Here is a 25,019-nt window from a genome sequence, read left to right on the forward strand (position 1 = left end):
CGTATTATATCACAAAGAAAAACTGGCTCTCCTTCATATTCCTTACATTCACTGCCTTCTTTCAACAGCAAAAATATTCAATGAAAAAAGGTAGCAAAGCGCTACCTTCATTCAATATACTTATATCTCCAAATAGTTAATTTCTCAAATAGAAATATCATAATTAGGAAAGATTGCTACTTATAGAAATTACACTTCGCTACTGCTCCATTTGTTTCGCTAAAAAGCTTGCAGCTGTATTTACTGATTTATGCTCTACTTCACTTATAATAGCCTCTTTAGAGAAGATAACGACAGCTCCGATTGGATCTCCATTTGCAATAATCGAGCCAATTGTATAAGAGCTAACTTTTTCTGTTACTCCATCAATAATTGAAATTTCGCTTTCATCTGTCATAATAACAGATTTACGTTCTTCCATTGTCTTCTCAATTAAATCGCCAACACTTTTATTTAAGTATTCTTTTTTAGATATACCTGCTACTGCGATAATAGAATCACGATCGCATACAAGTACATTATGTCCTAAGCTATCGTATAAAGCTTCCGTATATTCTTTTGCAAAATTACCTAGTTCACTAATCGGAGAATATTTTTTCAAAATGACTTCTCCATCGCGATCAACAAAAATCTCTAAGGGATCTCCCTCACGAATACGTAAAGTTCTACGAATTTCCTTTGGAATTACTACCCTACCTAAATCATCAATTCGACGTACGATTCCAGTTGCTTTCATTCTAATGCTGCCTCACTTTCTACTGATGATCAAAGTGGTGAATTTACCTGTTCATGTAAAAATCACCAACTGTTAAACATAGTATTTTACACATTAGTTCTTCTATGCACGTCGAATTATATTTTTTATCTTATATTAGGCATTTATTACTTCTTTTTTTACATCTGGTAAGCCTTTTAATAAATTTTCAGCAATTGTTAACCATTTCGATGTCTCTAATCCATTCGTTTTCATCACAATTTTCAATTGTGCCCCCTCCATACCAAGACCGATCATACGACCAAAACTACTTCCTAGCATGAATAATTTTCCACCATCTATATTTTGGCTCGCTTGTTCAGAAAACAGGAATGTTACTTCAAATTTATTTTGCTTAATTAACTCAATTTGTTCTTTCATCGCCAACACTTTAATGTTTGCAATTTGTAATAAATAACCAACTTCTTGTGGGTAATCACCAAATCTGTCGATCATCTCTTCCTGCAACTCTTCAATATCTTCAATTGCAGAAATACCTCTAAATTGTTTATACATCATAATTTTTTGTTTACTATCTGAAATATACGCATCCGGTAAATATGCATCTACTTCTAAATCAATTTCAACATTAACGGTATTTTCAACTCCATCTGTTCCTCTACGTTGCTCAATTGCATCTTTTAACATTTGAGAATATAGATCAAATCCGACAGAATCAATAAATCCATGTTGTTCTGCCCCTAACAAATTACCCGCACCACGAATTGATAAGTCTCTCATCGCAATTTTGAAACCAGATCCAAGCTCTGTAAACTCTTTAATTGCCTGCAGACGCCTCTCTGCAACTTCCGATAACACTTTATCACGTTTGTATGCAAAGTAGGCATATGCGACGCGATTAGAACGTCCAACACGCCCACGAAGCTGATACAACTGCGATAATCCCATACGATCTGCATCAAATACAATTAATGTATTTACATTCGGAATATCTACACCCGTCTCGATAATTGTTGTACTTACAAGAACATCATGCTGCCCTTCTAAAAACGATAGCATAACAGACTCTAATTCACCTTCATTCATTTTCCCATGTGCGTATGTTACACGAGCATCTGGAACTAACATCGAAATTTCATCTGCTTTTCTTTCAATATCCTCCACACGGTTATATAGGAAGTAAATTTGACCGCCTCTTGCCAACTCTCGCTCTATCGCTTCTCGCATTAATGCTGGATTATACTCTACTACATATGTTTGTACTGGGAAACGATTCTCTGGTGGTGTCTCAATAACAGATAAATCGCGCACACCAAGCATAGACATATGAAGTGTACGTGGAATCGGAGTTGCCGTTAATGTTAACACGTCAACATTTGCTTTCAATTGTTTAATTTTTTCTTTATGCGTAACGCCGAATCTTTGTTCTTCATCAATAATAAGAAGTCCTAAATCTTTATACGTAACATCTTTAGATAAAATACGATGCGTTCCGATTACAATATCCACCGTTCCATCTTTTAAACCCTTAATCGTTTCATTTTGTTGTTTTCGTGTGCGGAATCTACTTAGTAACCCTATATTAATCGGGTAATCTTGAAAACGCTCTCGAATTGTTTCATAGTGTTGTTGTGCAAGGATTGTTGTCGGTACTAAAATCGCAACTTGTTTTTCATCCATAATTGCTTTAAATGCCGCACGAATAGCTACTTCAGTCTTTCCATATCCTACGTCGCCACAAAGAAGCCTATCCATCGGACGTCCGCGTTCCATATCTTTCTTAATCTCTTCAATAGAACGTAGTTGATCCTCTGTCTCTTGATATGGGAAAGAAGATTCAAATTCTTGTTGTTCTGCCGTATCTGGTGTATATGCATAACCTTTCGAAGCTTCACGCTCGGCATATAATTTAATTAGGTCATCTGCAATGTCTTGTACAGATTTTTCAACTTTCGTTTTGACCTTCTTCCAATCATTTCCGCCTAATTTATAAACTTTTGGATCCTTACCTTCAGACCCTACGTATTTTTGCACTTGATCAATTTGTTCAATTGGAACGTATAACTTATCATTACCTTGATATTTAATATTTAAATAATCTTTATGAACACCATTAATCTCTAATGTCTCAATACCTAAAAATTTACCTATACCATGATTTACATGAACTACATGGTCTCCAACTTTTAATTCCGAATAACTTTTAATACGTTCAGCGTTAGATAACTTTTGCTTACGTTGTGATTTTTTAACTTTCTTATGAAAAAGCTCCTTTTCAGTAATGACAACAAACTTTTGCATCGGCATTTCAAAGCCTGCATGTAAATCGCCTACAGCAATTTGTAACCTTCCAGGCAATAAGATATCTGTGGCCTCTACAATGTCTGCATCAATATCATAATCACTTAAAATATGTTGAAGTTTTTTTACACGTTCATCATCTGTTCCAAGCACAACAGTCGTAAAGTGCCCTTCATTCCATCTATCAATTTCAGTTTTTAACAACTGCATCTGTCCGTGGAAATCTTGCATCGTTTTACATGTCACATTCACAATATTTTGAGGATGTGTGTGTGCTATATGGCGTAAGAATAACGTTAAATATACAAAACTTCTTTTTTTATTATGAAGAAACTCTTCAAACGAGTGGGAGAAAGATAAATCCTGAATAATTGTTCCTTCGCCAAGAAGTGAGATATACCATTCCGCTTCTTCTGTTTCAAGATGTGATGCTGTTTCTTGAATACGGGAAATCTCATCTAAAATTACAACACCGTTTTCTGGTAAATAATCTATCAGACTAGCAGGTTCTTTATAGAAAATAGATAAATATTTAAACATTTGTTCTATACTTTGCCCGTTTTTCAATATTTCAATTTCATGACTAACCGTCTCAAGCACAGTAGTCTTTAATTTATCATCGGAAAGCTTTTGCATCGTCTTAGTCAAACCTTCTTCAAGATGCTTAATTCCCGATTTCAATTCTTCCTGTGAAAATAAAAACTCTGTTGCCGGACCAAACCGAACACTTTCCCTTTTATCTTGAGAGCGCTGTTCTTCCACATCAAATAATCGAATAGAATCAACCTGTGTATCAAAGAATTCAATACGAAATGGTAATTCTTCAGTTAATGGGTAAATATCTAATATTCCCCCGCGCAAACTAAACTCTCCTGGAGCTTCTACCATCGACTTACGCTCATAGCCAATATGATGTAAGGTATGCAAGAGTGCATCTAAATCAATCTCTTGCCCTAGATTGATTTCAATTTGCCTTTGCTTCCATAATTCTTTTATTGGTAAAAACCTACGCAGTCCTGCAACTGGCGCTACAATAATCCCATTCTCTCCCGCAGCTAAGCGATTTAACACTTCAATACGCTGCGCCTTCAGTTCTGGACTTGCAACACCAACTTCCGATGCTATCAATTCATTTACCGGATATAGCCAAACATCTTTTTCACCAAGTAACGCCACTAAATCTTCATGTACTTTTTGTGCTTGGTATAAATTGTGCGTCACAATAAGTTGTGATTGCTTTGTTTTTTTATATAAAGCTGCCATTAATAATGACCGAGAGGATGTTGCCATACCCGATACAAGTTGTTCTTTCAACCCATCTTCTAGCCCATTAATAACCGATTGTATTTCTTCATTTTTATAAAATTGCTCTAATAAACCTATCATTTTCAAAACTCCTCTCAACATAAAGAGCAAGTTACTATATTTTATGCAAATATTTTGGAAAAAGAAAACAGAAAAATGCTTTGGACATGCCAAAGCGACAACATTTTATTGCAGAAATTTTTCATATTCATAATACTCTGGATAAGATGCGAGCGTTTCTTGACACGATTCACAAATCGTTTTTATATATATATTTCCATTCTCATGAAAATGAATCATATCCACTACTTCTTGCTCTGTTAGTTGAAACAAAACGTCGCTATATACTTTTTCTGCGATAATGGAGCCCACATTGTTTCCACAATGTCTACAGTAATAATAACCTTCCATACTAGCCTCCTAAATATCCAATTGCTACTAGTATGGGATAAAACAAAATAAAATATTCCAGATTGTGCGCTTAACTATTAAAAGTATTCATGATTTGGAGAAAAGGTTTATTTAACCATTCCTCACATGCATCTGCTGCATTTTCAATGGATTGATTAACGCCAGATATTTCTTCAGATGTAAAACGTCCTAATACGTAATCCACTACTTTCATCCCATTTTTCGGACGATCGATTCCCATGCGGATACGTTGAAATTCTTGTGTTCCTAAATGCGAAATTGTTGATTTCACACCATTATGTCCACCCGCACTACCTTTCATGCGAAGGCGTAATTTACCTACAGGAATATCTAAATCATCGTACATAACAATGAAGTCCTCGACATCAATTTTATAATAATCCATGAGCGGACGGATACTTTCCCCAGATAAATTCATATATGTAAGTGGCTTTAGTAAGATTACTTTTTCCCCATTAACAAAGCCTGCGCCAAATACCCCTTTAAATTTTTGTTCATTCAAAGAAATACTCCAACGTTTTGCAAGTTCATCGATCGCCATAAATCCAATATTATGCCTTGTTAATTCATATTCTCTACCTGGGTTCCCAAGTCCTACTATTAATTTCATTCTTGTACCACTACTTTCTTTTTTCGATACGAAAAGACGTAACCAAGCTTGGTTACGTCTCATTCTATCCAATTAATTGAATAATACACTTACAGATTCTTCTTCGTATACACGAATGATTGCTTCTCCGATTAATGGAGCAACTGAAAGTTCATGTACTTTATCAATTTTCTTCTCTTCTGGTAATACGATAGAGTTCGTTACAACTAACTCTTTAATATTCGAATTTTGAATACGCTCAATTGCTGGACCAGATAATACTGGGTGTGTACAGCAAGCATATACTTCAGAAGCACCGTTCTCAACAAGAGCGTTTGCCGCTAATGTAATTGTACCAGCTGTATCAATGATGTCATCAATTAAAATTGCTGTTTTGCCTTCGATGTTACCGATAATGTTCATTACCTCTGATACATTCGGACGAGGACGACGCTTATCAATAATAGCGATTGGCGCTTTTAGGCGATCCGCCATTTTTCTAGCACGAGTTACACCACCGTGATCAGGAGATACGATTACGATATCTTTAAGGCCTTTTGTTTCAAAGTAATCTGAAAGAATCGGTACACCCATTAAGTGGTCGATCGGGATATCAAAGAATCCTTGAATTTGTGGAGCATGTAAATCTAGAGTGATTACACGAGTTGCACCTGCTGTTTCAAGCAAGTTTGCTACAAGTTTCGATGTAATTGGTTCACGAGAACGCGCTTTACGGTCTTGACGCGCATAACCATAGTAAGGAATAACAATATTAATTGTTTTTGCAGATGCACGTTTTAATGCATCAATCATAATAAGTAATTCCATGATATGCTCGTTTACTGGGAAGCTTGTAGATTGAATAATGAATACATCGCAACCACGGATACTTTCTTCGATGTTAATTTGAACTTCTCCATCACTAAAACGATCAACAGAACATTTTCCTAGTCCTACTCCAATATGCTTTGCGATTTGCTCAGCAAGTTCCTTATTAGAGTTTAAAGAGAATACTTTCAAATTAGAATTTAGATATTGAGTCGACATCTAGATTAACCCTCCACATTATGATTTTTTCTTATTCAGCAATTGATCAACATAGTCTTCTTTGTTAACTTGACGTGCACGTGCTACTGATAATGCTTTTGATGGAACATTCTCTGTTATTGTAGAGCCTGCTGCCACATAAGCACCATCTTCAACTGTTACAGGAGCAACAAGGTTTGAATTACATCCAATAAATACCCCGTTACCAATTACAGTTTTAAATTTATTCTTGCCGTCGTAGTTCACCGTAATTGAACCACAGCCAAGATTCACGTCTTCTCCAACTTGTGCATCCCCGATATAACTTAAGTGTGAAGCTTTACTTCTATTACCAAAAACAGTTTTTTTGATTTCTACGAAGTTTCCAACGCGCACTTCATCTCCAATAACTGAATCTGGGCGAATATGTGCAAATGGACCAACCGATACTTCTGTACCAAGTTTGCTGTCATGTACAGTAGATTGACGAATTACCGTACGATCTCCAATTTCACTATCGCGAATTACTGTATGCGGTCCAATTTCACAATCAGAACCAATTACAGCGTTACCCTCAATAACCGTTCCTGGGTGAAGAACTGTATCACTACCAATAATTGCATCCGCAGAAATGTATGTGTTACTTGGATCAATAATTGTAACACCATTTACCATGTTCTTTCGGTTGATACGATTTTTCATAATAATTTCCGCTTGCGATAGAGCGACTCTGTCGTTAACACCTAACGTTTCATCGAAGTGCTCTGTTTGATAAGCTGATACAATATGACCTTCATTTTTTAAAATTTCAATAACGTCCGGAAGGTAATATTCGCCCTGTACATTATCATTTGAAACTTTAGAAAGTGAAGCAAATAAAGCTTTATTATCAAAACAATACGTACCTGTATTGATTTCTTTAATAGCTAATTCTTTTTCATTTGCATCCTTATGCTCAACAATCTTTTCAACATGACCATTCTCATTACGAACGATACGGCCATATCCAGCAGGCTCTTCTATGTACGCTGTTAGTACCGTCGCCATTGCCCCCGCTTCTTCGTGTTGCTGAAGCAATGCTTCCATCGTTTCAGCAGTTATTAGAGGTGTATCACCACAAATAACTAAAGTTGTTCCTTCTTCATTTGCAAGTACACTTGCAGCTTGATCGACAGCATGAGCTGTACCAAGTTGTTCTGCTTGTAATGCAAACTCACTTACGTTTCCTAGCTGTTCTTGTACCTTTTCAGCACCATGTCCAACGACTGTTACAAGTTTCTGCAATCCTAATTGAGATACTTCATTGACTACATGTTGTACCATTGGTTTTCCACATACAGGATGCAGCACTTTGTATAGCTTGGACTTCATACGTGTGCCTTTACCTGCAGCTAGAATCACTGCAAATCTGTTTGACATATAGACCCTCCATCGCAACCTATTTATCCATTAACGATATTATCCTAAATCATCATATATTTCAAGAAACACATTATAACTATTAAATTTTACCATAATTCTTATAAGATGTTTTACTCTTTAGTATCTTTTTTAAGGAATAAGCTATACTATTTTAAATGATTTTGAAAAAATTAGAAGTTTTTCATCTTTATTTTTTCAAAATATGAATTTTTATAATTAGAAACATGTATTATTCAAAAAAAACAAACTCCTGTAAATGCTTACAGGAGTTTGCTACAAAATTATAAGGCTTTCTTTCAAAAGCCCTTTTCATTCGAATTTTACGAAGCGCCTGCTTCTTCAAACTCAACCTCTTCTAACTCGCCTAAACGGTGATACTCTGTTAAAACCGCATCTTGAATTTTAGAGCGTGTATTAGAATTAATTGGATGTGCAATGTCACGGAATTCTCCATCTGGAGTACGTTTACTTGGCATTGCTACAAATAATCCATTATTACCATCAATTACACGAATATCATGAACAACAAATTCATGGTCTAGAGTAATAGAGGCAATTGCTCTCATGCGGCCTTCTGTGTTTACGCGGCGTAATCTTACGTCAGTCACTTCCATCTTGTGTTCACCACCCTTTTCTAAATAAGCGATATATTTGTATAAATTCCACAAAATTTCTATTTTCCCTTTAATTTTTTAAAAATTTTTAAGATAAAAATTTTTATTGTAGTTGAATATAAGGATTAGTAGAGGTTATCGCTTACAAAGAGTTACTTAACTAGGGCAATTACTTCGATTTCAACAGAAACATCTTTCGGTAATTTTGCTACTTGTACACAAGAACGCGCTGGTTTATGAGTAGAGAAATAAGAACCGTATACTTCATTAACAGCATTAAAATCATCCATATCCTTTAAGAATACTGTTGTTTTTACCACAGTATCAAATGAAGCACCTGCTTCTGCTAATACCGCTTGTAAAATTTCAAATACTTGCTCTGTTTGTACTGTTACATCTCCTGTTACAAGTTCTCCACTTGCCGTTAACGGAATTTGTCCTGAACTATAGAACATATTATTTACAATAATCCCTTGTGAATATGGTCCGATTGCCTGTGGTGCTTTGCTTGTTTGAACAACTTTCATACTTTTCACCCTTTTATTATTTATTTTTACTCTTTAAAAATAGTGTACCAAAGGCAGTTTGTCCATCTATTTTGTAATTTATAAATAGGAATAAAAAAAGGTAAAGCTATCTGCTTTACCTTTTTACTCAGCCTCTACAAGCCCTTTATCAAATGGTGCAAGTGCATAATTCCCCTTTTCCACTTGAATCGCTTTTTCTTTCACATCAACTTCTGACAGACGAATTAATGATACAAAGTTATTAATAAGTCTTTCTTCAATATCCGTAGACTCTACTAATACGCCAATCCCAACAACATTAGCTTTAAACTCTTCTAGCATGCTCATCATACCTTGAATGGTTCCGCCAGCTTTCATAAAGTCATCAATAATTAAAACATTGGACCCTTCTGGAAGGCTACGCTTTGCTAAAGTCATCGTTTGGATTCGCTTAGAGGAACCTGATACATAGTTAATACTAACAGTGGGGCCTTCTGTTACCTTATTATCTTTTCTCGCAATTACTACCGGTACATCTAAGTAGTTCGCTACTGCATAAGCAAGCGGAATTCCTTTTGTCGCTACCGTCATAACCGCATCAATTGACTGCCTAGCAAAAACAGAAGCAAATAAACGACCTGCGCCATTAATCTGGCGAGGATTACTTAAAAGATCCGTCATATATAAGTAACCACCAGGCAAAATACGGTCTGGGTTTTCAAATAAGCTACAAAGCTCATTAATAATCAGATTCGCCTCTTCTTCACTTATATAGGGAATATATTTCACTCCTCCTGCTGCTCCTGGTATCGTTTGCAATGTGCCGACCCCTTGTTGTTCAAACGTTTGCTTAATAATAACTAGATCTTCACTAATGGAAGATTTAGCTGATTGATACCTTTCAGCAAAAAAAGTGAGAGAAACTAGCTGACGAGGATTTTGTAACAAGTAATAAGTCATATCGACCAATCTTGTACTTCGTCTAATTTTCATACTCTCACCTCAAATCACGAATATTCTAAACAAATCATAACGTATTATACGTCTTTATTCAAGCGTTTCTCGCTCTCCTAATAAACGAACTGCATATACTTGCTCGCAAAATCCTTTTAATCCGTTATATATACGATGCATTCGCGAATCATGGTGCACAAGACCAAATACAGTTGGACCACTTCCACTCATTAATACGGCATCCGCACCGAATCGTTTCATCTGCGCCTTAATACGTGCAACCTCAGGATGCATCACAAACGTAACATCTTCTAAAACGTTACCAACAGTATCACAAATCCCCTTATAGTCCCCGTCATTAATGACTTCAACCATTTTATCTACATTTGGATGTGTAACACGATTTAATTTTAAATTTCCGTACACATCAGCAGTAGATACACCGATGTGGGACTTTGCCAAAATAACCCAACAAGAAGGTGGAGTCTTTATATGTTCAATTTTTTCTCCTCTTCCAGTGGCAATTGCAGTTCCGCCATATACACAGAACGATACATCTGACCCAATTTCTGCGCCAAGCTCTGCTAATTCCTCAATTGTCAGCCCTAAATTCCATAACTTATTAAGGCCACGTAATGTCGCTGCTGCATCACTACTTCCACCTGCTAATCCTGCGGCTACTGGAATCGTTTTTTCAATAGTAATAGATACACCTTTTTTTACATTAAACTTCCCTTTTAATAATTTCGCTGCTTGATAAGCTAAATTGCGTTGGTCGTCTGGGACATACCGATTATGGGACAAAATTTCAATACGGTCTTCTGCTAATTCCATTAGCTCTAAACGATCTGCTAAGTCGATCGTTGTCATAATCATTTTCACTTCATGATATCCATCTTGCCTTTTTCCCAGTACATCTAACGACAGATTAATCTTTGCTGGTGCTTTCACTAGTAGCTTCAATCTATTCACCCACTCTATGTACTCAATCTTTTATCGTTTATTTTACCATAAATTTATAGTAAGACGATGACACTTCCCTAATTATAACGAAAAGCACTCAGAATGAAACTACTTATGTCAAATGATGGCACCTTTTAGCGTGCAAAAAGCCGAGGAATCTCTCCTCGGCTACCGTAGCATAGAAAGTATCTTACAACTACTGGTTTCGTTTCATTAATTGCTGTTCTGCAATTTCTATAGCACGTTTCACCATATTACCAGCATCTTTCGCACGAATTCCGCCCCATCCTTCTTTCTGAACAACATCATAAAAGCCAAGCTCTTTTGCAAGCTCTTCTTTAAATTGATTTGACATGACTCCTCTTCGTCTACTCAATGCAGAGTCCCTCCTTATTTTGCTACGGTATAATTAGTATGCAAAATAATATAGCGTTTCATTTGTGGGAATATATGTAACAAATAACACATTAATTATAAAATGCTTCATTATGAGGTTCATCGTAAAATGTTAACTCTACTGTCTCTGTTAAAACATCTGCATAACTATAAGATACACGTTGTAATGCATCTTCTTGCTGGTCTAACTGTACAACAAACACAGAACGATACGTTTCTGCAAGCACACCCGATTGCTCCACAGTTTTTCTTCTTCCACTATTCGCCTTTAACACAAGTCGCTGTCCAAGATGGTGATCTAATTCGCTTTTAATTTCATCTAAACGTTTTGACATATACCTTGCTACACCTCGCTGTAATTTAGATTGAACACTTAAAGCACGATATATCTATCCCAATTATTAACCGCAATTTACAGACAATATCATTATAAAAGCATTATGCGTTCAAATAGATAGAAGAAATACTATATTGTACAAGTATCATTGTATAGTCTGCACGTTCTTGTCGCTTTTTATCCAGATTCATTTAAATCATTTCCACATAAAAAAGCAAGATACGTATGTACCTTGCTCATTCATCATAATGTTGAAAGGGTAATCCCGTTCGTAAAATCCCTCTTGTTTCAATTCCGCCTAATCCCTTTTCACCAGTAATTGTATTACGCACAACGTCCCATACATTGACTCTTTCCATAAATGAGGTGAAACTAACTTTGCCGACTACATATACCGGATCTAGAGCATGAATATTAATTCTAGACGGTGAACTAGCGAAATTAGCACCTGCTCGAATCAACGCCTCAAAGTGTGATTGACAAGCCCCAGCAAAAATAACGAGTTGATCTAATGATGGATACTTTTTTCGCACTTCTCGAACGGCCTGTACAAAATGTTTAGAATGTCTATATGCTGCTAAATCTCCCATAGCTCCTTTTGACTTTGTATATGCATCATGTCCTGTAATAACTAAAATGTCTGGGCGAAAATGATCTATTAAGTCTACTACCTTTTCATGCATCTCCGTTTCCTTACAATGAATACCTTGAACAGGAACGCCTATTTTATTATATAAGTCTAAGCACTTGCGCAAATATAAAGGATCTCCATCTATATGCAATACACGCCCTGGCATTTGAAAATAATTCACTTCACTTGTATATCCACCAGTTGAAGTATGTTCATGTCTTTGTTTCATCAACACGTAATCTTGCTGAAACAACCGGTAAGTACGCTCCATTGTTTCTTTTTCACGCTTCACTCTTTTTTTATGTTCTCGTTGATCTATACTAATTAAATCTGCAAGTGGCGCATCCGCCACAAGTCTAATTTCCTCTCCAAATAATATTGCTATCTCGCCTTTTATTTCTATAATACGAAAAAGAATATCCCTATTATGAGAATATCGTTCAACTAATTCTCCAACATGTAAAGCCATTCTCCTACCTCCAAACTCGTTAGGCCATCTTACCTGTTTTTAAAGTATGAATTTAGGAAAGGAAAGGTGACAAAAGGGACAGCTCAAGTTGAACTGTCCCTTTCATATTCTTATGACAATTTATGAAGAATTAATGCATTACTTAATGTTGCAAACTCTTCGATAGATAGCGTTTCGCCTCTTCGCTTCGGATCAATTCCTATTTCTGTTAAAATTCGATCCAACAGCTCTTTATCTTTCGGGAAACCATTTAAATTATTTGATAAATTATTCATTAAAGTCTTACGACGCTGTGCGAAACTTGCTCGTACTACTTCAAAGAAGAAAGTTTCATCTGTCACTTCTACAACTGGTTTAGGACGCTTTAGAAGACGGATAATCGCAGAATCAACATTTGGTTGTGGTACAAACACTGTACGCGGTACAGTCATAACTGTTTCTACCTCTGTATAATACTGAATGGCAATTGATAAAGAACCATACTCTTTCGTTCCGGGTTTAGCAGCTAAACGATCTCCAACTTCTTTTTGCATCATAACAACAAATCCACGAACCGGTAATTTTTCTTCAAGCAATTTAAATAAAATTGGCGTTGTAATATAGTATGGTAAGTTAGCTACTACCATTACATCTTGTCCTTCTTCAAATTGCTCACTAAACACTTCATGTACATCTGCCTTTAGTACATCTTTATTTATAACTGTAACGTTGCTATATGGAGCTAACGTCTCGTCTAAAATTGGTAATAATCTCTGATCAATTTCAAAAGCCACTACTTTTTTTGCACGCTTCGCCAATTGCTCTGTTAACGCACCGATACCTGGTCCAATTTCAATTGCGCCACTTTCTGAACCGATTTCTGCGTGATCAACGATACGATTTAATACATTTGTATCAATTAAAAAATTTTGTCCTAAACTTTTTTTGAATGAAAATCCATACTTTTCAACAATGTCTTTCGTACGATTTGGTGTTGCGATATCCTTCATTTTTTTTCCTCCTGTATTACTTGCTTATAAGCTTCTGCAAATGATTCCTTTGAAACTTGAAACATTTGTAAACGTTTATGTAACTGTTTTGCGTTTGTATAACCAATCTTTAATAGCTTACCCACTCTTTCTCTGCGGCTCTTTGCCATTTCTCCGCCCACTAAGCCCGCATCGACTAGATCACTCCAACTAATTTCACTTGTGTAAGCTTCCATTTCTTCATGTATATTCTCTAAAGCACGGCGAATCGACTCGTTAGAAGCATGTTCGATTCCAACACCTTTTTTCCTTTTAGCAAGTGCTTCTTCCTTCGATAAAAAAGCATGCTTACATCCAGGAACCTTGTCAGAAATAATTTTTCGAATACGCTCTCCAGGATAATCCGGATCTGTGAAAATAATAACGCCTCGTTTTTGCTGCGCTAATTTAACTCGCTCAATAACATGATCACCGATTGCTGAACCGTTCGTTTCGATTGTATCCGCACCAACAGCACGTTTAATCGCAACTGTATCATCTTTACCTTCTACAACGATAATCTCTTTAATTTTCATGCTTGCCTCCACACTCGTTTCATCTTTACTTAGTAAAACAAAAAAATGACGACTTTTCCATTATTATTTTCCCAATCTTACATTTTAAAAAGTAGAAGAGAAAAATCTTTGTTCACTACCCTTATTGTAACACTTCTATCTCCATCTTAATTTATCCACAATATTTCTACACTTATGTTATGAGTAAATAGTGGGTTCTTATCATTTCTACTATCTCCCTTCTCAAAAAACAAAAAAAGAATGGGAATCCCCATTCTTTTTTATTCAACACCAAATAAGGCTTTGGCATTCTTTGTTGTTATTTGTGCTACTTCGTCATAAGAAATTCCTTTTAAATTCGCAATTTCTTCTGCTACCAGTTTTACATAACTCGGTTCATTTCGTTTCCCTCGAAATGGATGTGGTGTTAAATATGGACAATCTGTCTCTATCAATAATTTTTCTAACGGAATCTCCATAGCAACTTCTTTCGGTTTCTTGGCATTTTTAAATGTTACTGGCCCACCTAATGAAATTAAAAAGTTCATATCGACACATCGCTGCGCTACTTCTACACTACCACTAAAGCAATGCATAATGCCTCCTACTTCAGCTGCATTCTCTTCCTCTAGGATATCAACAATATCTTGAGTTGCATCGCGGTTATGTATAATAATCGGTAATTTCACCTTTTTCGCTAATGCAATTTGTTTACGGAATACTTCCTTTTGTATTTCTTTTGGAGACTTATCCCAGTGATAATCTAATCCCATTTCTCCAATTGCAACTACTTTAGGGTGGGCAGCTAATTCTTCTAACCAAGCTAAATGTTCTTCTTTCATGTCGATTGCATCAACGGGATGCCATCCAACTGCAGCATAAATAAAATCATAAGCCTCTGCTAATTCAATTGCTTTCTTTATCGTTACTTCATCAAATCCAACAACAACCGTATATGTAACTCCCACTTCTTTCATTCTCGCGATAACTTCTTGTAAATCTTCTTCAAATTGCTCTGCATTTAAATGTGAATGTGTATCAAACAACATAATAAATAACTCCTTTTATATTGAAATCAATTCTCTCATAGAAAAACTACACTCTTTCTAACTTAACGATAACAATACTACAATTTTAATGCAAAAAAAGGGAATTTAAAAAGAAAAAAGACGCTTCACCAATGTTACACGTGAAACATCTCTTTTCTTGTCTCAATTACTTGATTTTTGTACCGTTTGGTAAATTTTGGTCAACTGATGCTAATGACAATACGCCATTCTCTTCACCTGCTAAAATCATACCTTGTGATAATTCACCACGTAATTTTACAGGTTTTAAATTCGTTACACAAATAACCTTTTTACCTTTTAGTTCTTCTGGAGAATAGAATTTAGCAATCCCAGAAACCACTTGACGCTTCTCTGTACCTAAATCAAGCTGAATTTTTAACAACTTATCTGCTTTTTTCACAGGTTCAGCGGATATTACTTCAGCTACTCGTAATTCTACTTTAAAGAAATCATCAATTGTAATTTCTTCTGCCTTTGGTTCTTCTGCTTTTTTCTCTTCTACTTTAGGAGCAGAACCTTGCATTTGTTCTTTAATATACCCCACTTCTACTTCCATTTCCAAACGAGGGAAAATAGGGTTTCCTTTTTCTACTTTTGTTCCAGCTGGAATACATCCAATTGTAGATAGGCTTTCCCAAGATTTATGCGCCTCTTCAGTAAGTCCAAGTTGAGCAAACATCTTACTTGGTGCTACTGTTAGGAATGGCATAAGCATAATACCTGTTTGACGAAGTACCTCAGCTAAGTGGGCCATTACAGACGCAAGTTTTTCACGATCATTCTCATCCTTCGCTAATACCCACGGCTGCGTTTCATCAATATATTTGTTCGTACGGCTAACTAATTGCCAAATGGAACTTAGCGCCACAGAGAATTCCATACTCTCCATTGCCTCTTCTACTTTTTTCAATGTATCTTTGGCAAATGTCACTAGCGTTTCATCGAACTCAGTTACATTTGCTTTAAATGCAGGGATTTCCCCGTTAAAGTATTTATCAATCATAGCTACTGTACGATTTAATAAATTCCCTAAATCATTCGCTAAATCAAAGTTGATTCGTTCAACAAATCCTTCTGGTGTGAATACTCCATCAGATCCAAATGGAACTTCGCGAAGTAAGTAGTAACGCAATGCATCTAATCCGTAACGATCAATTAGTGTAACTGGATCTACTACGTTTCCTTTTGACTTACTCATTTTTCCATCCTTCATTAAAATCCAGCCATGAGCAAAGACTTTCTTCGGAAGTGGTAAATCTAAAGCCATTAAAATAATTGGCCAATAAATTGTATGGAAACGAACGATTTCTTTCCCAACTAAATGGACATCTGCTGGCCAGAATTTTTTATACTTCTCGTCGTTTTCTGTTCCATATCCTAATGAAGTAATGTAATTAGACAACGCATCTACCCATACATAAATAACGTGTTTTGGGTTACCTGGAACACGAACTCCCCAGTCAAATGAAGTACGAGAAACAGCTAAATCTTCTAATCCTGGTTTAATGAAGTTATTAATCATTTCATTTTTACGGGACTCCGGCTGAATGAAATGAGGGTTATCTTCATAGAACTTTAATAGTCGGTCTACATATTTACCCATTCTAAAGAAATAAGATTCTTCGCGAACAAGTTCTACAGCGTGACCACTATCTGGGCTTTTTCCACCAACTACTTTGTCACCTTCCATAATTGGATCTACCAATTGATGCGCTGTATAGAATGTTTCATCTTGTACAGAATACCAACCTTCATATTCATCAAGATAAATATCGCCTTGATCTACTAGCTGCTTGAAGATTTTCTCAACAACATCTTTATGACGATCTTCAGTTGTACGAATAAAATCATCATAAGAGATATCCATCTTCTCCCAAAGTTCTTTAATCCCTGATACAATGTTATCCACATATGCTTGTGGTGTAACATTTAGTTCTTCTGCTTTCTTTTGGATCTTCTGCCCATGCTCATCAGTTCCTGTTAAATAATGAACATTGTATCCTTGCATACGCTTATATCGTGCCATCGCATCTCCTGCTACTGTCGTATAAGCATGTCCAATGTGTAACTTTCCACTTGGATAATAAATTGGGGTAGTAATATAAAAGGACTTATTTTCCTCTTTCATCGTTTTGGACCTCCCAAATAACCTCATATGTATTTATAAACAGTATATCAAAAACTCACATATAAAGTGAAACTTTAATCCGTGGGGGGGGGTGTTCATCCCCCATGGATTATTAGCCCACACCAATCGGGCTGTTACGAGCAGTTGATCTCCCACTTAACTTCTTTGCTCCGGCTAAATTTTGAAGTGGGAGTATTACTGCTCGTTAATGCGGGATAAAAACGAGTTAATGCTCGATATCTTTATCATCTATTACTCATATTCAAAAAAATATACAATATTTTTTTCCGAAAAGTATAAACATTATAAAAGAATAATACGAAACAATTGTAGAAATGACTTACATTCTATTATATATAAGAAGTATAAAAATCTATAAATCTTTTTTAAAAATATAGAATTTAAGAATTGACGGAAATGTAAATGATTGGTATCATATGTCCATAGGGTATTTTGTCGAAAAATGACGAATCAAAAAAATAGACTCGAAACTGATAAACTATTAGGAGGAACAAAATATGAAATCTACTGGTATCGTTCGTAAAGTTGATGAATTAGGTCGTGTAGTAATTCCAATCGAATTACGCCGTACTTTAGGTATTGCAGAAAAGGATGCTCTTGAAATCTACGTTGATGACGAAAAAATCATCTTAAAGAAATATAAACCAAACATGACTTGCCAAGTAACTGGTGAAGTATCTGATGGTAACCTATCTTTAGCTGAGGGTAAAATTATCTTAAGCAAAGAGGGCGCTGAACAAGTCTTAAACGAACTTCAAGATTATATCGAAACAGCAAAATAAGCTTCTCAATTATGAGAAGCTTATTTTTTATCAACATGATAGATTTGATATACGTCTCGTTTCGACAAATCTCGGTCTTTAGCGACTGTTTTTATCGCTTCTTTTGAATTCATACCTTTTTTATTTATATAATGTTCAATATGATTATATACTGAAATAGACTCCCACCATTGTTCTTCTTGAGTAGGTTCTTCTGTTGAACCTGCTACTAAAATACAAAACTCACCACGAACTTCATTTTGCTTCGTCCACTCAATCGCTTCTTCAATTGTTCCACGAATAAACTCTTCAAATTTTTTCGTTAGCTCACGACATAATACGATTTCCCTATTTCCTAATACTTCTTGCATAGAGATTAAAGTGTCATCTAAACGATGTGGCGCCTCGTAAAACATCATTGTAGTCGGAATATAGCGTAGTTTTTCTAATTCAAGCTTACGTCCCTTTTTATTTCTTTGCAGGAAACCATAGAAATAAAAATGTTTTGTCTCAAGTCCTGATGCAATTAATGCTGTAAGAGCTGCATTTGCCCCAGGAAGCGGGATAACATGATATTGTTCTGCTACAGCCTCTACAACGATATCATAACCAGGATCTGAAATACATGGCATACCAGCATCGCTCACAATGGCTACAGTCTTACCTTCTTCTAACTTATCTAAAATTTTCCGTCCACTTACTCCTTTATTATGCTCATGATAACTCATAACCGGTGTTTCAATTTCAAAGTAATTACAAAGCTTCTTCGTTTGCCTTGTATCTTCCGCAGCAATAACATCTGCCTCTTTTAAAATTCGGATTGCACGAAATGTCATATCCTCTAAATTTCCGATTGGAGTCGGTACTAAATATAAAACTCCCTTTTCATTTTGCTGAAAGCTTTTTTGCTGCCACATAGCGTTCTCCTTTTTGCATATATTCTTCTTTTTGTTTCCTCGTTAACCGTTTAAAGTGATATTCAGCTTGCATAGCCGTTCGTTTATCCTCATGATCCTCTACATATTTTAAAACAACTGGAAGCCTAGCACGTGTATATCTAGCACCTTTTCCACTATTATGGGTCTGAATCCGTTTTTCTATATGATTTGTATATCCAGCATAATAACTTCCATCAGAACACTCCACCACATAAAAACAATGCTTATTCTTCTCCATATAAAATTGAACGAAGCTCCTTTGTATATTCGTTGTTTTCTTCATATACAAAAAGAGGTGGTAAGATTTTTAAATCTGCATTCCCATCCTTAATTCCTTCAATTAACAACGTATTCGCTTCTTTACCAGCCTTAGGATAAACAAATCGCACACGTTTCGGTTCGATTTTGTATTTACGCATTAATATGACAATGTCGAGCAAACGACCTGGACGATGTACAAATGCTACTTTCCCACCCTGTTTCACTAACTGGCTACTTGCATATACAACATCCTCTAATGTGCACATAATTTCATGACGAGCTATCGCTAAATGTTCATTGATATTCTTCTCAGAAGTTTGTGGTGTTTGAAAATAAGGAGGATTACATGTTACAACATCATATTGATGACGTCCAAGTTTCTCCGGCATATCTTTCAAATCTCCATGGATTAAATGAATTCTTTCTTCTAAATTATTATATTGAACGCTTCTTATTCCCATATCATATAAGCGCTCTTGAATTTCTACACCTGTAATTTTCCCTTTTGTCCTTGTACTTAATAAAAGAGGGATAACTGCGTTACCTGTACACAAATCAAGTAAATTACCTTTTTGAATTGGCACCCAAGCAAAATCTGCAAGTAAAACAGCATCCAAAGAAAAATTAAATACTGATGGACTTTGTACAATCTTCATATCTTGCGCTAATAAGTAATCTAAACGCTCATCTTCATATAAATTCATATATTGCTCCCTTTCTTACACTTAACCTACCCTATTTCATCCTCTATTAATGTAAAAATAAATTTCATTCTACTCTCATGTATAAAAAATTACCTTTCCAATTATATTGGAAAGGTAATCTCACTTTTTATTTAAAAATGACAGACAGAATAAACAATCTCCCTCTTTACGTACACTTCCATAATGTAGATTGCAAATATGAAAACCTTCTTGATATAGTCTCGCTAGGTTATCGTAGCCTTCACCAATATCTGTCTTCGCCTTCATTTCTTTGCGTTTTTGAGTTTTTTGTTTTTCCTTGTTCTGCACTTCTTCAAAACGATGTCGCAAATTTTCATTTTCCATTTTTATATGTTGGTTTTCTTCCAATAATTCTGCAAGATGTTGTTTTAATTCTCCCAACTGTTTGTATAAATGTCCAATTTGCTCTTCCATACTAGAAACCGATGCAAAAATATCCTTTTTCTCCACAAGCACCCACCTCATTAATCTGTGGTTTGACTCGAAACGACCCCTTTATTAATTAATTCATCTAACGTATATTCTACTATCCGTTCCTTGTCTACTAGTTCCACTTGAATTAATCTTTCTAAAATATTTAATCCGATAACACGGCCAGTACCTTGCGGTGTTTGTATACGTTGATCTAAATCAGGAAGTTGTTCCTTTGCTGCCTCATATTCATCATTCTCATATTTTAAGCAACACATTAAGCGACCACATAAACCAGAGATTTTTGCAGGGTTTAATGATAAATTTTGATCCTTTGCCATTTTAATGGATACAGGTTCAAAATCTCCTAAAAAAGTAGAACAACAAAGCATACGACCACATGGACCAATACCACCAAGCATTTTTGCTTCGTCACGAACGCCGATCTGTCTCAGCTCAATTCTTGTCCTAAAAATTGCCGCTAAGTCTTTCACTAGTTCCCGGAAATCAATCCGACCATCCGCAGTAAAGTAAAAAATAATCTTATTACGATCGAACGTATACTCTACATCTACAAGCTTCATATCAAGATTATGTTCTCCTACCTTTTGTTGACAAACTTGATATGCTTCTTTCGCAGCATGTCTATTCTCTTCAACAATGGTACGATCATTTTCATTTGCAATACGAATAACTTTTTTAAGCGGTAATACAACGTCGTTTTCATCAACTTGCTTTTTGGTAATAACTACTTTCCCATATTCAATACCTCTTACCGTTTCTACTATTACAAACTCATTTTCTGAGATATCGAACTGATTTGGATCAAAGTAATATACCTTTCCGGCCTTCTTAAAGCGAACACCTACTACATCATACAAAACGGTCATCCCTCCTGCAACCGCAACACTAACTGTTCGAACACAAGCTGCGCATTTACATTAGCGTTGATTCTATTTTTTGCCTCTAATATATTAAAGAGAGCTGATACAATGCGCTTCTGAGCATAAGAAAAGGATTCAAACATCTCTTTCTGCTCATGAAAAACAAGACGATCTTCTTCTCCAAGTTGAACATATAATAAATCCTTATAAATAAGGAGTAACATATCTAAGCCTTGCTGTAATTGTTCTTTCTCTCCAAAGTGCTTTCCCCATTTTTCTTGTACAAAAAAAATAGAGGCCTTATCTTTTTCGAGCGCTTCACATAATTTTATCACTAAAGCTCTCGCTTGTGCAAACCATTCATCATTACACATTAATAAAGCTTCTTCAAAACTATTTGTAAGCTGCGCAGCAAGTGTAGATAAAGAAACTGTAATACCTTCTTCCTCTAACCTCTTAATTAAAGATTCTGTAGGCAACGGCCTAAACGTAACAACTTGACAACGAGATAAGATTGTATTTAAAATCTGATGACTTTGTTCAGTAAGTAAAATAGCTGTTGTATCACTACTTGGTTCTTCTAAAAACTTTAAGAGCGTATTCGCTGCATTTGCTGTCATACGATCTGCATGCTCAATAATATATACCTTTTTATTTGCTTCTAATCCTGTTTTTGAAAACTCTTCTTGTAAATCATGAATTTGCTGTTTTTTAATAGATAATCCATCTGGTTTTACAATATGTAAGTTTGGGTAGTTACCTGAATCAATTCGGCAACAATTCGTACATACATGACAAGGCTCTACACCATTTCTCCCTGAACAGAGAAAACTTTTTGCCATTTGAATTGCTGTGGCGAACTTCCCAGTCCCTTTCCCTCCCTCTAACAAGTAAGCGTGGGATATACGCTCTTTTGCAATGCTATTCATCAACATTTTGACACCGATGGGCTGTATAGCAGAAAGCTGCTCCCACGTATTTATCATACTGCATACCTCACTTATTTCATTCTTTCCTTCTATTATAACAATTTATCTTCTATAATCTGAACAACTTCTTCTATAAGTTTTTTCATTGGTTGATCAGCATTTACTAATACAATGCGATTAGAGAAACGCTCTACAACTTGTAAATAGCCTTCACGCACACGTTTATGGAAAGAGATATCTTCCATATCTAGTCGATTTACTTCACGTCCTGCATCTTTTTCAATTCGTGCTAAACCTACCTCCGGCTCAATATCTAAATAGATTGTTAAACTAGGCATACAATCTTCCGTTGCGAAACGATTAATTTCAAATACTTTATCCATACCTAAGCCTCTTGCATATCCTTGATACGCTAAAGAGCTATCTATAAAACGATCACATAGTACAAGATAGTTTTCCTCAAGTGCTGGCATAACTTTTTCCACTAAATGTTGTCTACGTGCAGCAGCATATAAGAGCGCCTCTGTACGTGCTTCCATCATCGTATACTGTTGTTTATGTAAAATTGTTCTAATATCTTCAGAAATTGCAATACCACCCGGTTCTCGCGTCGCCATTACCTTTTGTTCCTTTTGCTCAAAATATGGTAATAAACTTTTAATTAATGTTGTTTTACCCGAACCTTCTGGCCCTTCAATTGTTACAAATAATCCCTTCATCCTAAAACCTACTTTCTACATCATACACGTTCATATATTTCGTACTACCTTGAAAACGAGCCCCTGTTTTCTCTAAATGAGTAATTTGCTTTGTATGTTCTTGAGTAATTCTCTCTCCATACATGATCAATGGAATTCCAGGTGGATACGGAATCACCATTTCTGCAGCTATCATACCAACGGCTTCTTCTATAGATACTAACTTCGTTTCGTATCTCTCTAATTGTTTATACGTATACGGTAAAGGGGAAATCTCCCCTTTATAAGTATAACGAATTGATGCTGTCTTGTCTTTTACCTTATATTGCTGCAAAGCTAATCGAATTATCTCTATAGCTTTCATATACTCCTCATTTACTTGTAACGGTAATATAAATAGGACGTTATATGGATCTGCCATTTCCGTATATATACCAACCTTTTCAAATACAGACTGTAATTCATACCCCGATAACTGACAGCGAGTTTGCACCGTAACCTTTAATTCATCTTGCGATGGATATTGCAAAATGGATATTTGTGGGATAGATCGCAATCCTTCTTTAAATCGGCGTAAAAACTCAACGATTTCATTATGACCCTCTTCCTTTATAACTGCTATTGCAAAACGTGCTATATCAAGAGAAGCCATAATTGGATACGACGGGCTACTAGATTGTAGCATACTTAAATAGGAGGAAACTTTTTCTTCGCTCACCAAACGGCTATTTATATGTAAATAAGATCCCATTGTCATCGCAGGTAATGTTTTATGTGCGGAATGAACCACAATATCCGCACCATAAACTAATGCTGACTTCGGGAATGGCTCCCCTATACAAAAATGTGCCCCATGGGCTTCATCCACTAGAACAGGAATTTTATGTGCATGTGCGTAAGCGATACTTGCCTCTAAATCAATTCCCATACCATAGTAATTAGGATGTGTTAAAATAAGTGCTTTTGCATTTGGATACTTTGTAATTGCCTCCTTAATAATTTCATCATGAACACCTACTGGTACGTTATGTACTTCATCAATCCATGGATTTAAAAAGACCGGATTAGCCCCTACTAATTTCAAACCATTAATGATTGATTTATGACAATTTCTTTGTACGAGGACAATATCATGTTCGCCGCAGCAAGACAAAATCATTGCTAAATTTCCAACTGTTGAACCATTAATTAAAAAATAACTTTTGGGCACGCCATATACTTCAGCTAATAATTGCTGTGCTTCATCTATACATTCAAACGGGCTATGTAAATCATCTAATCCTGTTAACTCTGTTACATCAATCGATAATATGTCCTTAAACCCCCCTGAGGCTTTCTGAGGGAAGTTTAAACCATTCTTATGACCCGGAACATGAAAAGATAGTAGTTGCCTTTCTTTAAATTCCATTAACGCCTCATATAAAGGCATACGATTTTGATTCATATATATCTCTTCCTTATTATTCATTCTGTATCTATTATACAGATATTAGGGCAAAAAAAATAATAGGCATAATGCCTATTTAAAAATATGATACTTCTAATTTTCGCAGTTGTTTTAAATAATGTATATACTTCGGGTCATTTGTCTCAGTATTAACCAGATTTCTTTCGCACTCGTAACATATTAAATTATTATATACATATATTCCTTCTCCTCTTTTTGTCTCACAAACGATGCAAATTTCACTTGTTAATTTCATAATCTTTCCTCCCTTTTTAAATAAACATATTATATACCTCTATTCCTTAACAAATTTCAGAAAAATATACATCAATTTCTTATATAATATGATTTACTCTTGGGCAACGTGTTTGTATTACTTATGTATTCCCTTTACTTCTTTCGTGTACTGTTTAAAAACAAAAAAACACAAGTCAAAAGACTTGTGTTTTTATCTTGCTTGGCGACGTCCTACTCTCACAGGGACAAGGTCCCAACTACCATCGGCGCTAGAGAGCTTAACTTCCGTGTTCGGTATGGGAACGGGTGTGACCTCTCTGCCATCAT

At 35.6% G+C, this 25,019-nt stretch carries 27 protein-coding genes and 1 rRNA gene; 1 reads left to right on the forward strand and 27 read right to left on the reverse strand.

The genetic code is table 11. The features are described 5' to 3' along the window. Positions 1-199: 199 nt before the first annotated feature. The 17 genes from spoVT to metG all read right to left on the reverse strand — a co-directional run bounded on the left by spoVT (position 200) and on the right by metG (position 17,407). Complete coding sequence (gene spoVT / locus MR071_RS21585) at positions 200-736, reverse strand: stage V sporulation protein T (protein ID WP_105587668.1); 537 nt, start codon at positions 734-736, stop codon at positions 200-202. 135 nt (positions 737-871) lie between these two features. Then, a complete protein-coding gene (mfd, locus tag MR071_RS21590) occupies positions 872-4,402 on the reverse strand; it encodes a transcription-repair coupling factor (protein ID WP_242237933.1) in 3,531 nt (1,176 codons plus the stop codon). Between the two features lie 105 nt (positions 4,403-4,507). Then, entirely contained in the window at positions 4,508-4,732 is a 225-nt protein-coding gene (locus tag MR071_RS21595) for an anti-sigma-F factor Fin family protein (protein WP_002174557.1), read from the reverse strand. A 70-nt stretch (positions 4,733-4,802) separates the two neighbouring features. Beyond that, on the reverse strand, positions 4,803-5,363 hold the full coding sequence (pth, locus tag MR071_RS21600) for an aminoacyl-tRNA hydrolase (RefSeq protein ID WP_002144538.1): 561 nt from the start codon (positions 5,361-5,363) through the stop codon (positions 4,803-4,805). A 72-nt stretch (positions 5,364-5,435) separates the two neighbouring features. Then, entirely contained in the window at positions 5,436-6,389 is a 954-nt protein-coding gene (locus MR071_RS21605) for a ribose-phosphate diphosphokinase (protein ID WP_000107420.1), read from the reverse strand. Positions 6,390-6,407: 18 nt separating this feature from the next. After that, on the reverse strand, positions 6,408-7,787 hold the full coding sequence (glmU, locus tag MR071_RS21610; RefSeq protein ID WP_105587671.1) for a bifunctional UDP-N-acetylglucosamine diphosphorylase/glucosamine-1-phosphate N-acetyltransferase GlmU: 1,380 nt from the start codon (positions 7,785-7,787) through the stop codon (positions 6,408-6,410). A gap of 323 nt (positions 7,788-8,110) precedes the next feature. Next, positions 8,111-8,404 (reverse strand): septation regulator SpoVG, encoded by a 294-nt coding sequence (gene spoVG / locus MR071_RS21615; RefSeq protein ID WP_000454042.1) that lies wholly within the window; start codon positions 8,402-8,404, stop codon positions 8,111-8,113. A 152-nt stretch (positions 8,405-8,556) separates the two neighbouring features. Then, positions 8,557-8,931, reverse strand: coding sequence for a RidA family protein (locus MR071_RS21620; protein WP_105587672.1), 375 nt, complete (start codon positions 8,929-8,931; stop codon positions 8,557-8,559). 123 nt (positions 8,932-9,054) lie between these two features. Next, on the reverse strand, positions 9,055-9,903 hold the full coding sequence (purR, locus tag MR071_RS21625; RefSeq protein ID WP_105587674.1) for a pur operon repressor: 849 nt from the start codon (positions 9,901-9,903) through the stop codon (positions 9,055-9,057). Between the two features lie 54 nt (positions 9,904-9,957). After that, positions 9,958-10,827, reverse strand: coding sequence for a 4-(cytidine 5'-diphospho)-2-C-methyl-D-erythritol kinase (gene ispE, locus MR071_RS21630; protein ID WP_242237935.1), 870 nt, complete (start codon positions 10,825-10,827; stop codon positions 9,958-9,960). A 196-nt stretch (positions 10,828-11,023) separates the two neighbouring features. After that, a complete protein-coding gene (sspF, locus tag MR071_RS21635) occupies positions 11,024-11,203 on the reverse strand; it encodes an acid-soluble spore protein SspF (RefSeq protein ID WP_002094215.1) in 180 nt (59 codons plus the stop codon). A 91-nt stretch (positions 11,204-11,294) separates the two neighbouring features. Beyond that, positions 11,295-11,558, reverse strand: coding sequence for a biofilm formation stimulator Veg (gene veg, locus MR071_RS21640; protein ID WP_002107294.1), 264 nt, complete (start codon positions 11,556-11,558; stop codon positions 11,295-11,297). Positions 11,559-11,796: 238 nt separating this feature from the next. Further along, the gene (yabG, locus tag MR071_RS21645; RefSeq protein ID WP_105587677.1) at positions 11,797-12,660 is read right to left on the reverse strand and encodes a sporulation peptidase YabG; all 864 of its coding nucleotides are present in this window, start codon (positions 12,658-12,660) and stop codon (positions 11,797-11,799) included. Between the two features lie 110 nt (positions 12,661-12,770). Next, the gene (rsmA, locus tag MR071_RS21650) at positions 12,771-13,649 is read right to left on the reverse strand and encodes a 16S rRNA (adenine(1518)-N(6)/adenine(1519)-N(6))-dimethyltransferase RsmA (RefSeq protein WP_105587678.1); all 879 of its coding nucleotides are present in this window, start codon (positions 13,647-13,649) and stop codon (positions 12,771-12,773) included. After that, entirely contained in the window at positions 13,646-14,203 is a 558-nt protein-coding gene (gene rnmV / locus MR071_RS21655; RefSeq protein WP_105587680.1) for a ribonuclease M5, read from the reverse strand. The genes rsmA and rnmV overlap by 4 nt, the downstream gene beginning before the upstream one ends. A gap of 260 nt (positions 14,204-14,463) precedes the next feature. After that, the gene (locus tag MR071_RS21660) at positions 14,464-15,231 is read right to left on the reverse strand and encodes a TatD family hydrolase (protein ID WP_002124521.1); all 768 of its coding nucleotides are present in this window, start codon (positions 15,229-15,231) and stop codon (positions 14,464-14,466) included. 166 nt (positions 15,232-15,397) lie between these two features. Beyond that, on the reverse strand, positions 15,398-17,407 hold the full coding sequence (gene metG / locus MR071_RS21665) for a methionine--tRNA ligase (RefSeq protein WP_255835619.1): 2,010 nt from the start codon (positions 17,405-17,407) through the stop codon (positions 15,398-15,400). 491 nt (positions 17,408-17,898) lie between these two features. Between metG and MR071_RS21670 the strand changes: the two genes are divergently transcribed. Then, on the forward strand, positions 17,899-18,183 hold the full coding sequence (locus tag MR071_RS21670) for an AbrB/MazE/SpoVT family DNA-binding domain-containing protein (RefSeq protein ID WP_000843037.1): 285 nt from the start codon (positions 17,899-17,901) through the stop codon (positions 18,181-18,183). A gap of 20 nt (positions 18,184-18,203) precedes the next feature. Here the strand turns inward: MR071_RS21670 and rsmI are convergent, their stop codons facing one another. From rsmI to rrf, 10 genes are all read right to left on the reverse strand, one after another. Further along, positions 18,204-19,079, reverse strand: a complete 876-nt coding sequence (gene rsmI / locus MR071_RS21675; protein ID WP_242237940.1) for a 16S rRNA (cytidine(1402)-2'-O)-methyltransferase — start codon at positions 19,077-19,079, stop codon at positions 18,204-18,206. Beyond that, positions 19,048-19,338, reverse strand: a complete 291-nt coding sequence (locus MR071_RS21680; protein WP_105587687.1) for a GIY-YIG nuclease family protein — start codon at positions 19,336-19,338, stop codon at positions 19,048-19,050. The genes rsmI and MR071_RS21680 overlap by 32 nt, the downstream gene beginning before the upstream one ends. Then, positions 19,325-20,065, reverse strand: coding sequence for a tRNA1(Val) (adenine(37)-N6)-methyltransferase (locus tag MR071_RS21685; protein WP_105587688.1), 741 nt, complete (start codon positions 20,063-20,065; stop codon positions 19,325-19,327). Before MR071_RS21685 ends, MR071_RS21680 begins: the two co-directional genes overlap by 14 nt. Positions 20,066-20,185: 120 nt before the next feature. After that, positions 20,186-20,536: a DNA replication initiation control protein YabA gene (gene yabA / locus MR071_RS21690; RefSeq protein WP_002009639.1), complete on the reverse strand. Its 351-nt coding sequence runs from the start codon at positions 20,534-20,536 to the stop codon at positions 20,186-20,188. Between the two features lie 14 nt (positions 20,537-20,550). Beyond that, positions 20,551-21,378, reverse strand: a complete 828-nt coding sequence (locus MR071_RS21695; protein WP_002144546.1) for a PSP1 domain-containing protein — start codon at positions 21,376-21,378, stop codon at positions 20,551-20,553. A gap of 5 nt (positions 21,379-21,383) precedes the next feature. Further along, positions 21,384-22,367: a DNA polymerase III subunit delta' gene (gene holB, locus MR071_RS21700; RefSeq protein ID WP_105587689.1), complete on the reverse strand. Its 984-nt coding sequence runs from the start codon at positions 22,365-22,367 to the stop codon at positions 21,384-21,386. A 35-nt stretch (positions 22,368-22,402) separates the two neighbouring features. Next, a complete protein-coding gene (gene tmk / locus MR071_RS21705; RefSeq protein WP_105587691.1) occupies positions 22,403-23,029 on the reverse strand; it encodes a dTMP kinase in 627 nt (208 codons plus the stop codon). Between the two features lies 1 nt (position 23,030). Beyond that, positions 23,031-24,452, reverse strand: coding sequence for an aminotransferase class I/II-fold pyridoxal phosphate-dependent enzyme (locus tag MR071_RS21710; protein ID WP_242237942.1), 1,422 nt, complete (start codon positions 24,450-24,452; stop codon positions 23,031-23,033). Between the two features lie 79 nt (positions 24,453-24,531). Continuing rightward, the gene (locus MR071_RS21715; protein ID WP_105587694.1) at positions 24,532-24,711 is read right to left on the reverse strand and encodes a sigma factor G inhibitor Gin; all 180 of its coding nucleotides are present in this window, start codon (positions 24,709-24,711) and stop codon (positions 24,532-24,534) included. 199 nt (positions 24,712-24,910) lie between these two features. Next, a 5S ribosomal RNA gene (gene rrf / locus MR071_RS21720) occupies positions 24,911-25,019 on the reverse strand; the annotation flags it as partial.

It is taken from the genome of Bacillus cereus group sp. BfR-BA-01316, from assembly GCF_022664195.1.
Lineage (GTDB): Bacteria > Bacillota > Bacilli > Bacillales > Bacillaceae_G > Bacillus_A.

Bases quoted from the DNA above. Each gene is read 5' to 3' on its own strand.
- spoVT (WP_105587668.1), bottom strand. From the start codon at position 736: ATGAAAGCAACTGGAATCGTACGTCGAATTGATGATTTAGGTAGGGTA.
- mfd (WP_242237933.1), bottom strand. From the start codon at position 4,402: ATGATAGGTTTATTAGAGCAATTTTATAAAAATGAAGAAATACAATCG.
- MR071_RS21595 (WP_002174557.1), bottom strand. From the start codon at position 4,732: ATGGAAGGTTATTATTACTGTAGACATTGTGGAAACAATGTGGGCTCC.
- pth (WP_002144538.1), bottom strand. From the start codon at position 5,363: ATGAAATTAATAGTAGGACTTGGGAACCCAGGTAGAGAATATGAATTA.
- MR071_RS21605 (WP_000107420.1), bottom strand. From the start codon at position 6,389: ATGTCGACTCAATATCTAAATTCTAATTTGAAAGTATTCTCTTTAAAC.
- glmU (WP_105587671.1), bottom strand. From the start codon at position 7,787: ATGTCAAACAGATTTGCAGTGATTCTAGCTGCAGGTAAAGGCACACGT.
- spoVG (WP_000454042.1), bottom strand. From the start codon at position 8,404: ATGGAAGTGACTGACGTAAGATTACGCCGCGTAAACACAGAAGGCCGC.
- MR071_RS21620 (WP_105587672.1), bottom strand. From the start codon at position 8,931: ATGAAAGTTGTTCAAACAAGCAAAGCACCACAGGCAATCGGACCATAT.
- purR (WP_105587674.1), bottom strand. From the start codon at position 9,903: ATGAAAATTAGACGAAGTACAAGATTGGTCGATATGACTTATTACTTG.
- veg (WP_002107294.1), bottom strand. From the start codon at position 11,558: ATGTCAAAACGTTTAGATGAAATTAAAAGCGAATTAGATCACCATCTT.
- yabG (WP_105587677.1), bottom strand. From the start codon at position 12,660: ATGGCTTTACATGTTGGAGAATTAGTTGAACGATATTCTCATAATAGG.
- rsmA (WP_105587678.1), bottom strand. From the start codon at position 13,649: ATGAAGGATATCGCAACACCAAATCGTACGAAAGACATTGTTGAAAAG.
- rnmV (WP_105587680.1), bottom strand. From the start codon at position 14,203: ATGAAAATTAAAGAGATTATCGTTGTAGAAGGTAAAGATGATACAGTT.
- MR071_RS21660 (WP_002124521.1), bottom strand. From the start codon at position 15,231: ATGTTGTTTGATACACATTCACATTTAAATGCAGAGCAATTTGAAGAA.
- metG (WP_255835619.1), bottom strand. From the start codon at position 17,407: ATGAGGTTATTTGGGAGGTCCAAAACGATGAAAGAGGAAAATAAGTCC.
- MR071_RS21670 (WP_000843037.1), top strand. From the start codon at position 17,899: ATGAAATCTACTGGTATCGTTCGTAAAGTTGATGAATTAGGTCGTGTA.
- rsmI (WP_242237940.1), bottom strand. From the start codon at position 19,079: ATGTGGCAGCAAAAAAGCTTTCAGCAAAATGAAAAGGGAGTTTTATAT.
- MR071_RS21680 (WP_105587687.1), bottom strand. From the start codon at position 19,338: ATGGAGAAGAATAAGCATTGTTTTTATGTGGTGGAGTGTTCTGATGGA.
- MR071_RS21685 (WP_105587688.1), bottom strand. From the start codon at position 20,065: ATGAATTTATATGAAGATGAGCGTTTAGATTACTTATTAGCGCAAGAT.
- holB (WP_105587689.1), bottom strand. From the start codon at position 22,367: ATGATAAATACGTGGGAGCAGCTTTCTGCTATACAGCCCATCGGTGTC.
- tmk (WP_105587691.1), bottom strand. From the start codon at position 23,029: ATGAAGGGATTATTTGTAACAATTGAAGGGCCAGAAGGTTCGGGTAAA.
- MR071_RS21710 (WP_242237942.1), bottom strand. From the start codon at position 24,452: ATGAATCAAAATCGTATGCCTTTATATGAGGCGTTAATGGAATTTAAA.
- MR071_RS21715 (WP_105587694.1), bottom strand. From the start codon at position 24,711: ATGAAATTAACAAGTGAAATTTGCATCGTTTGTGAGACAAAAAGAGGA.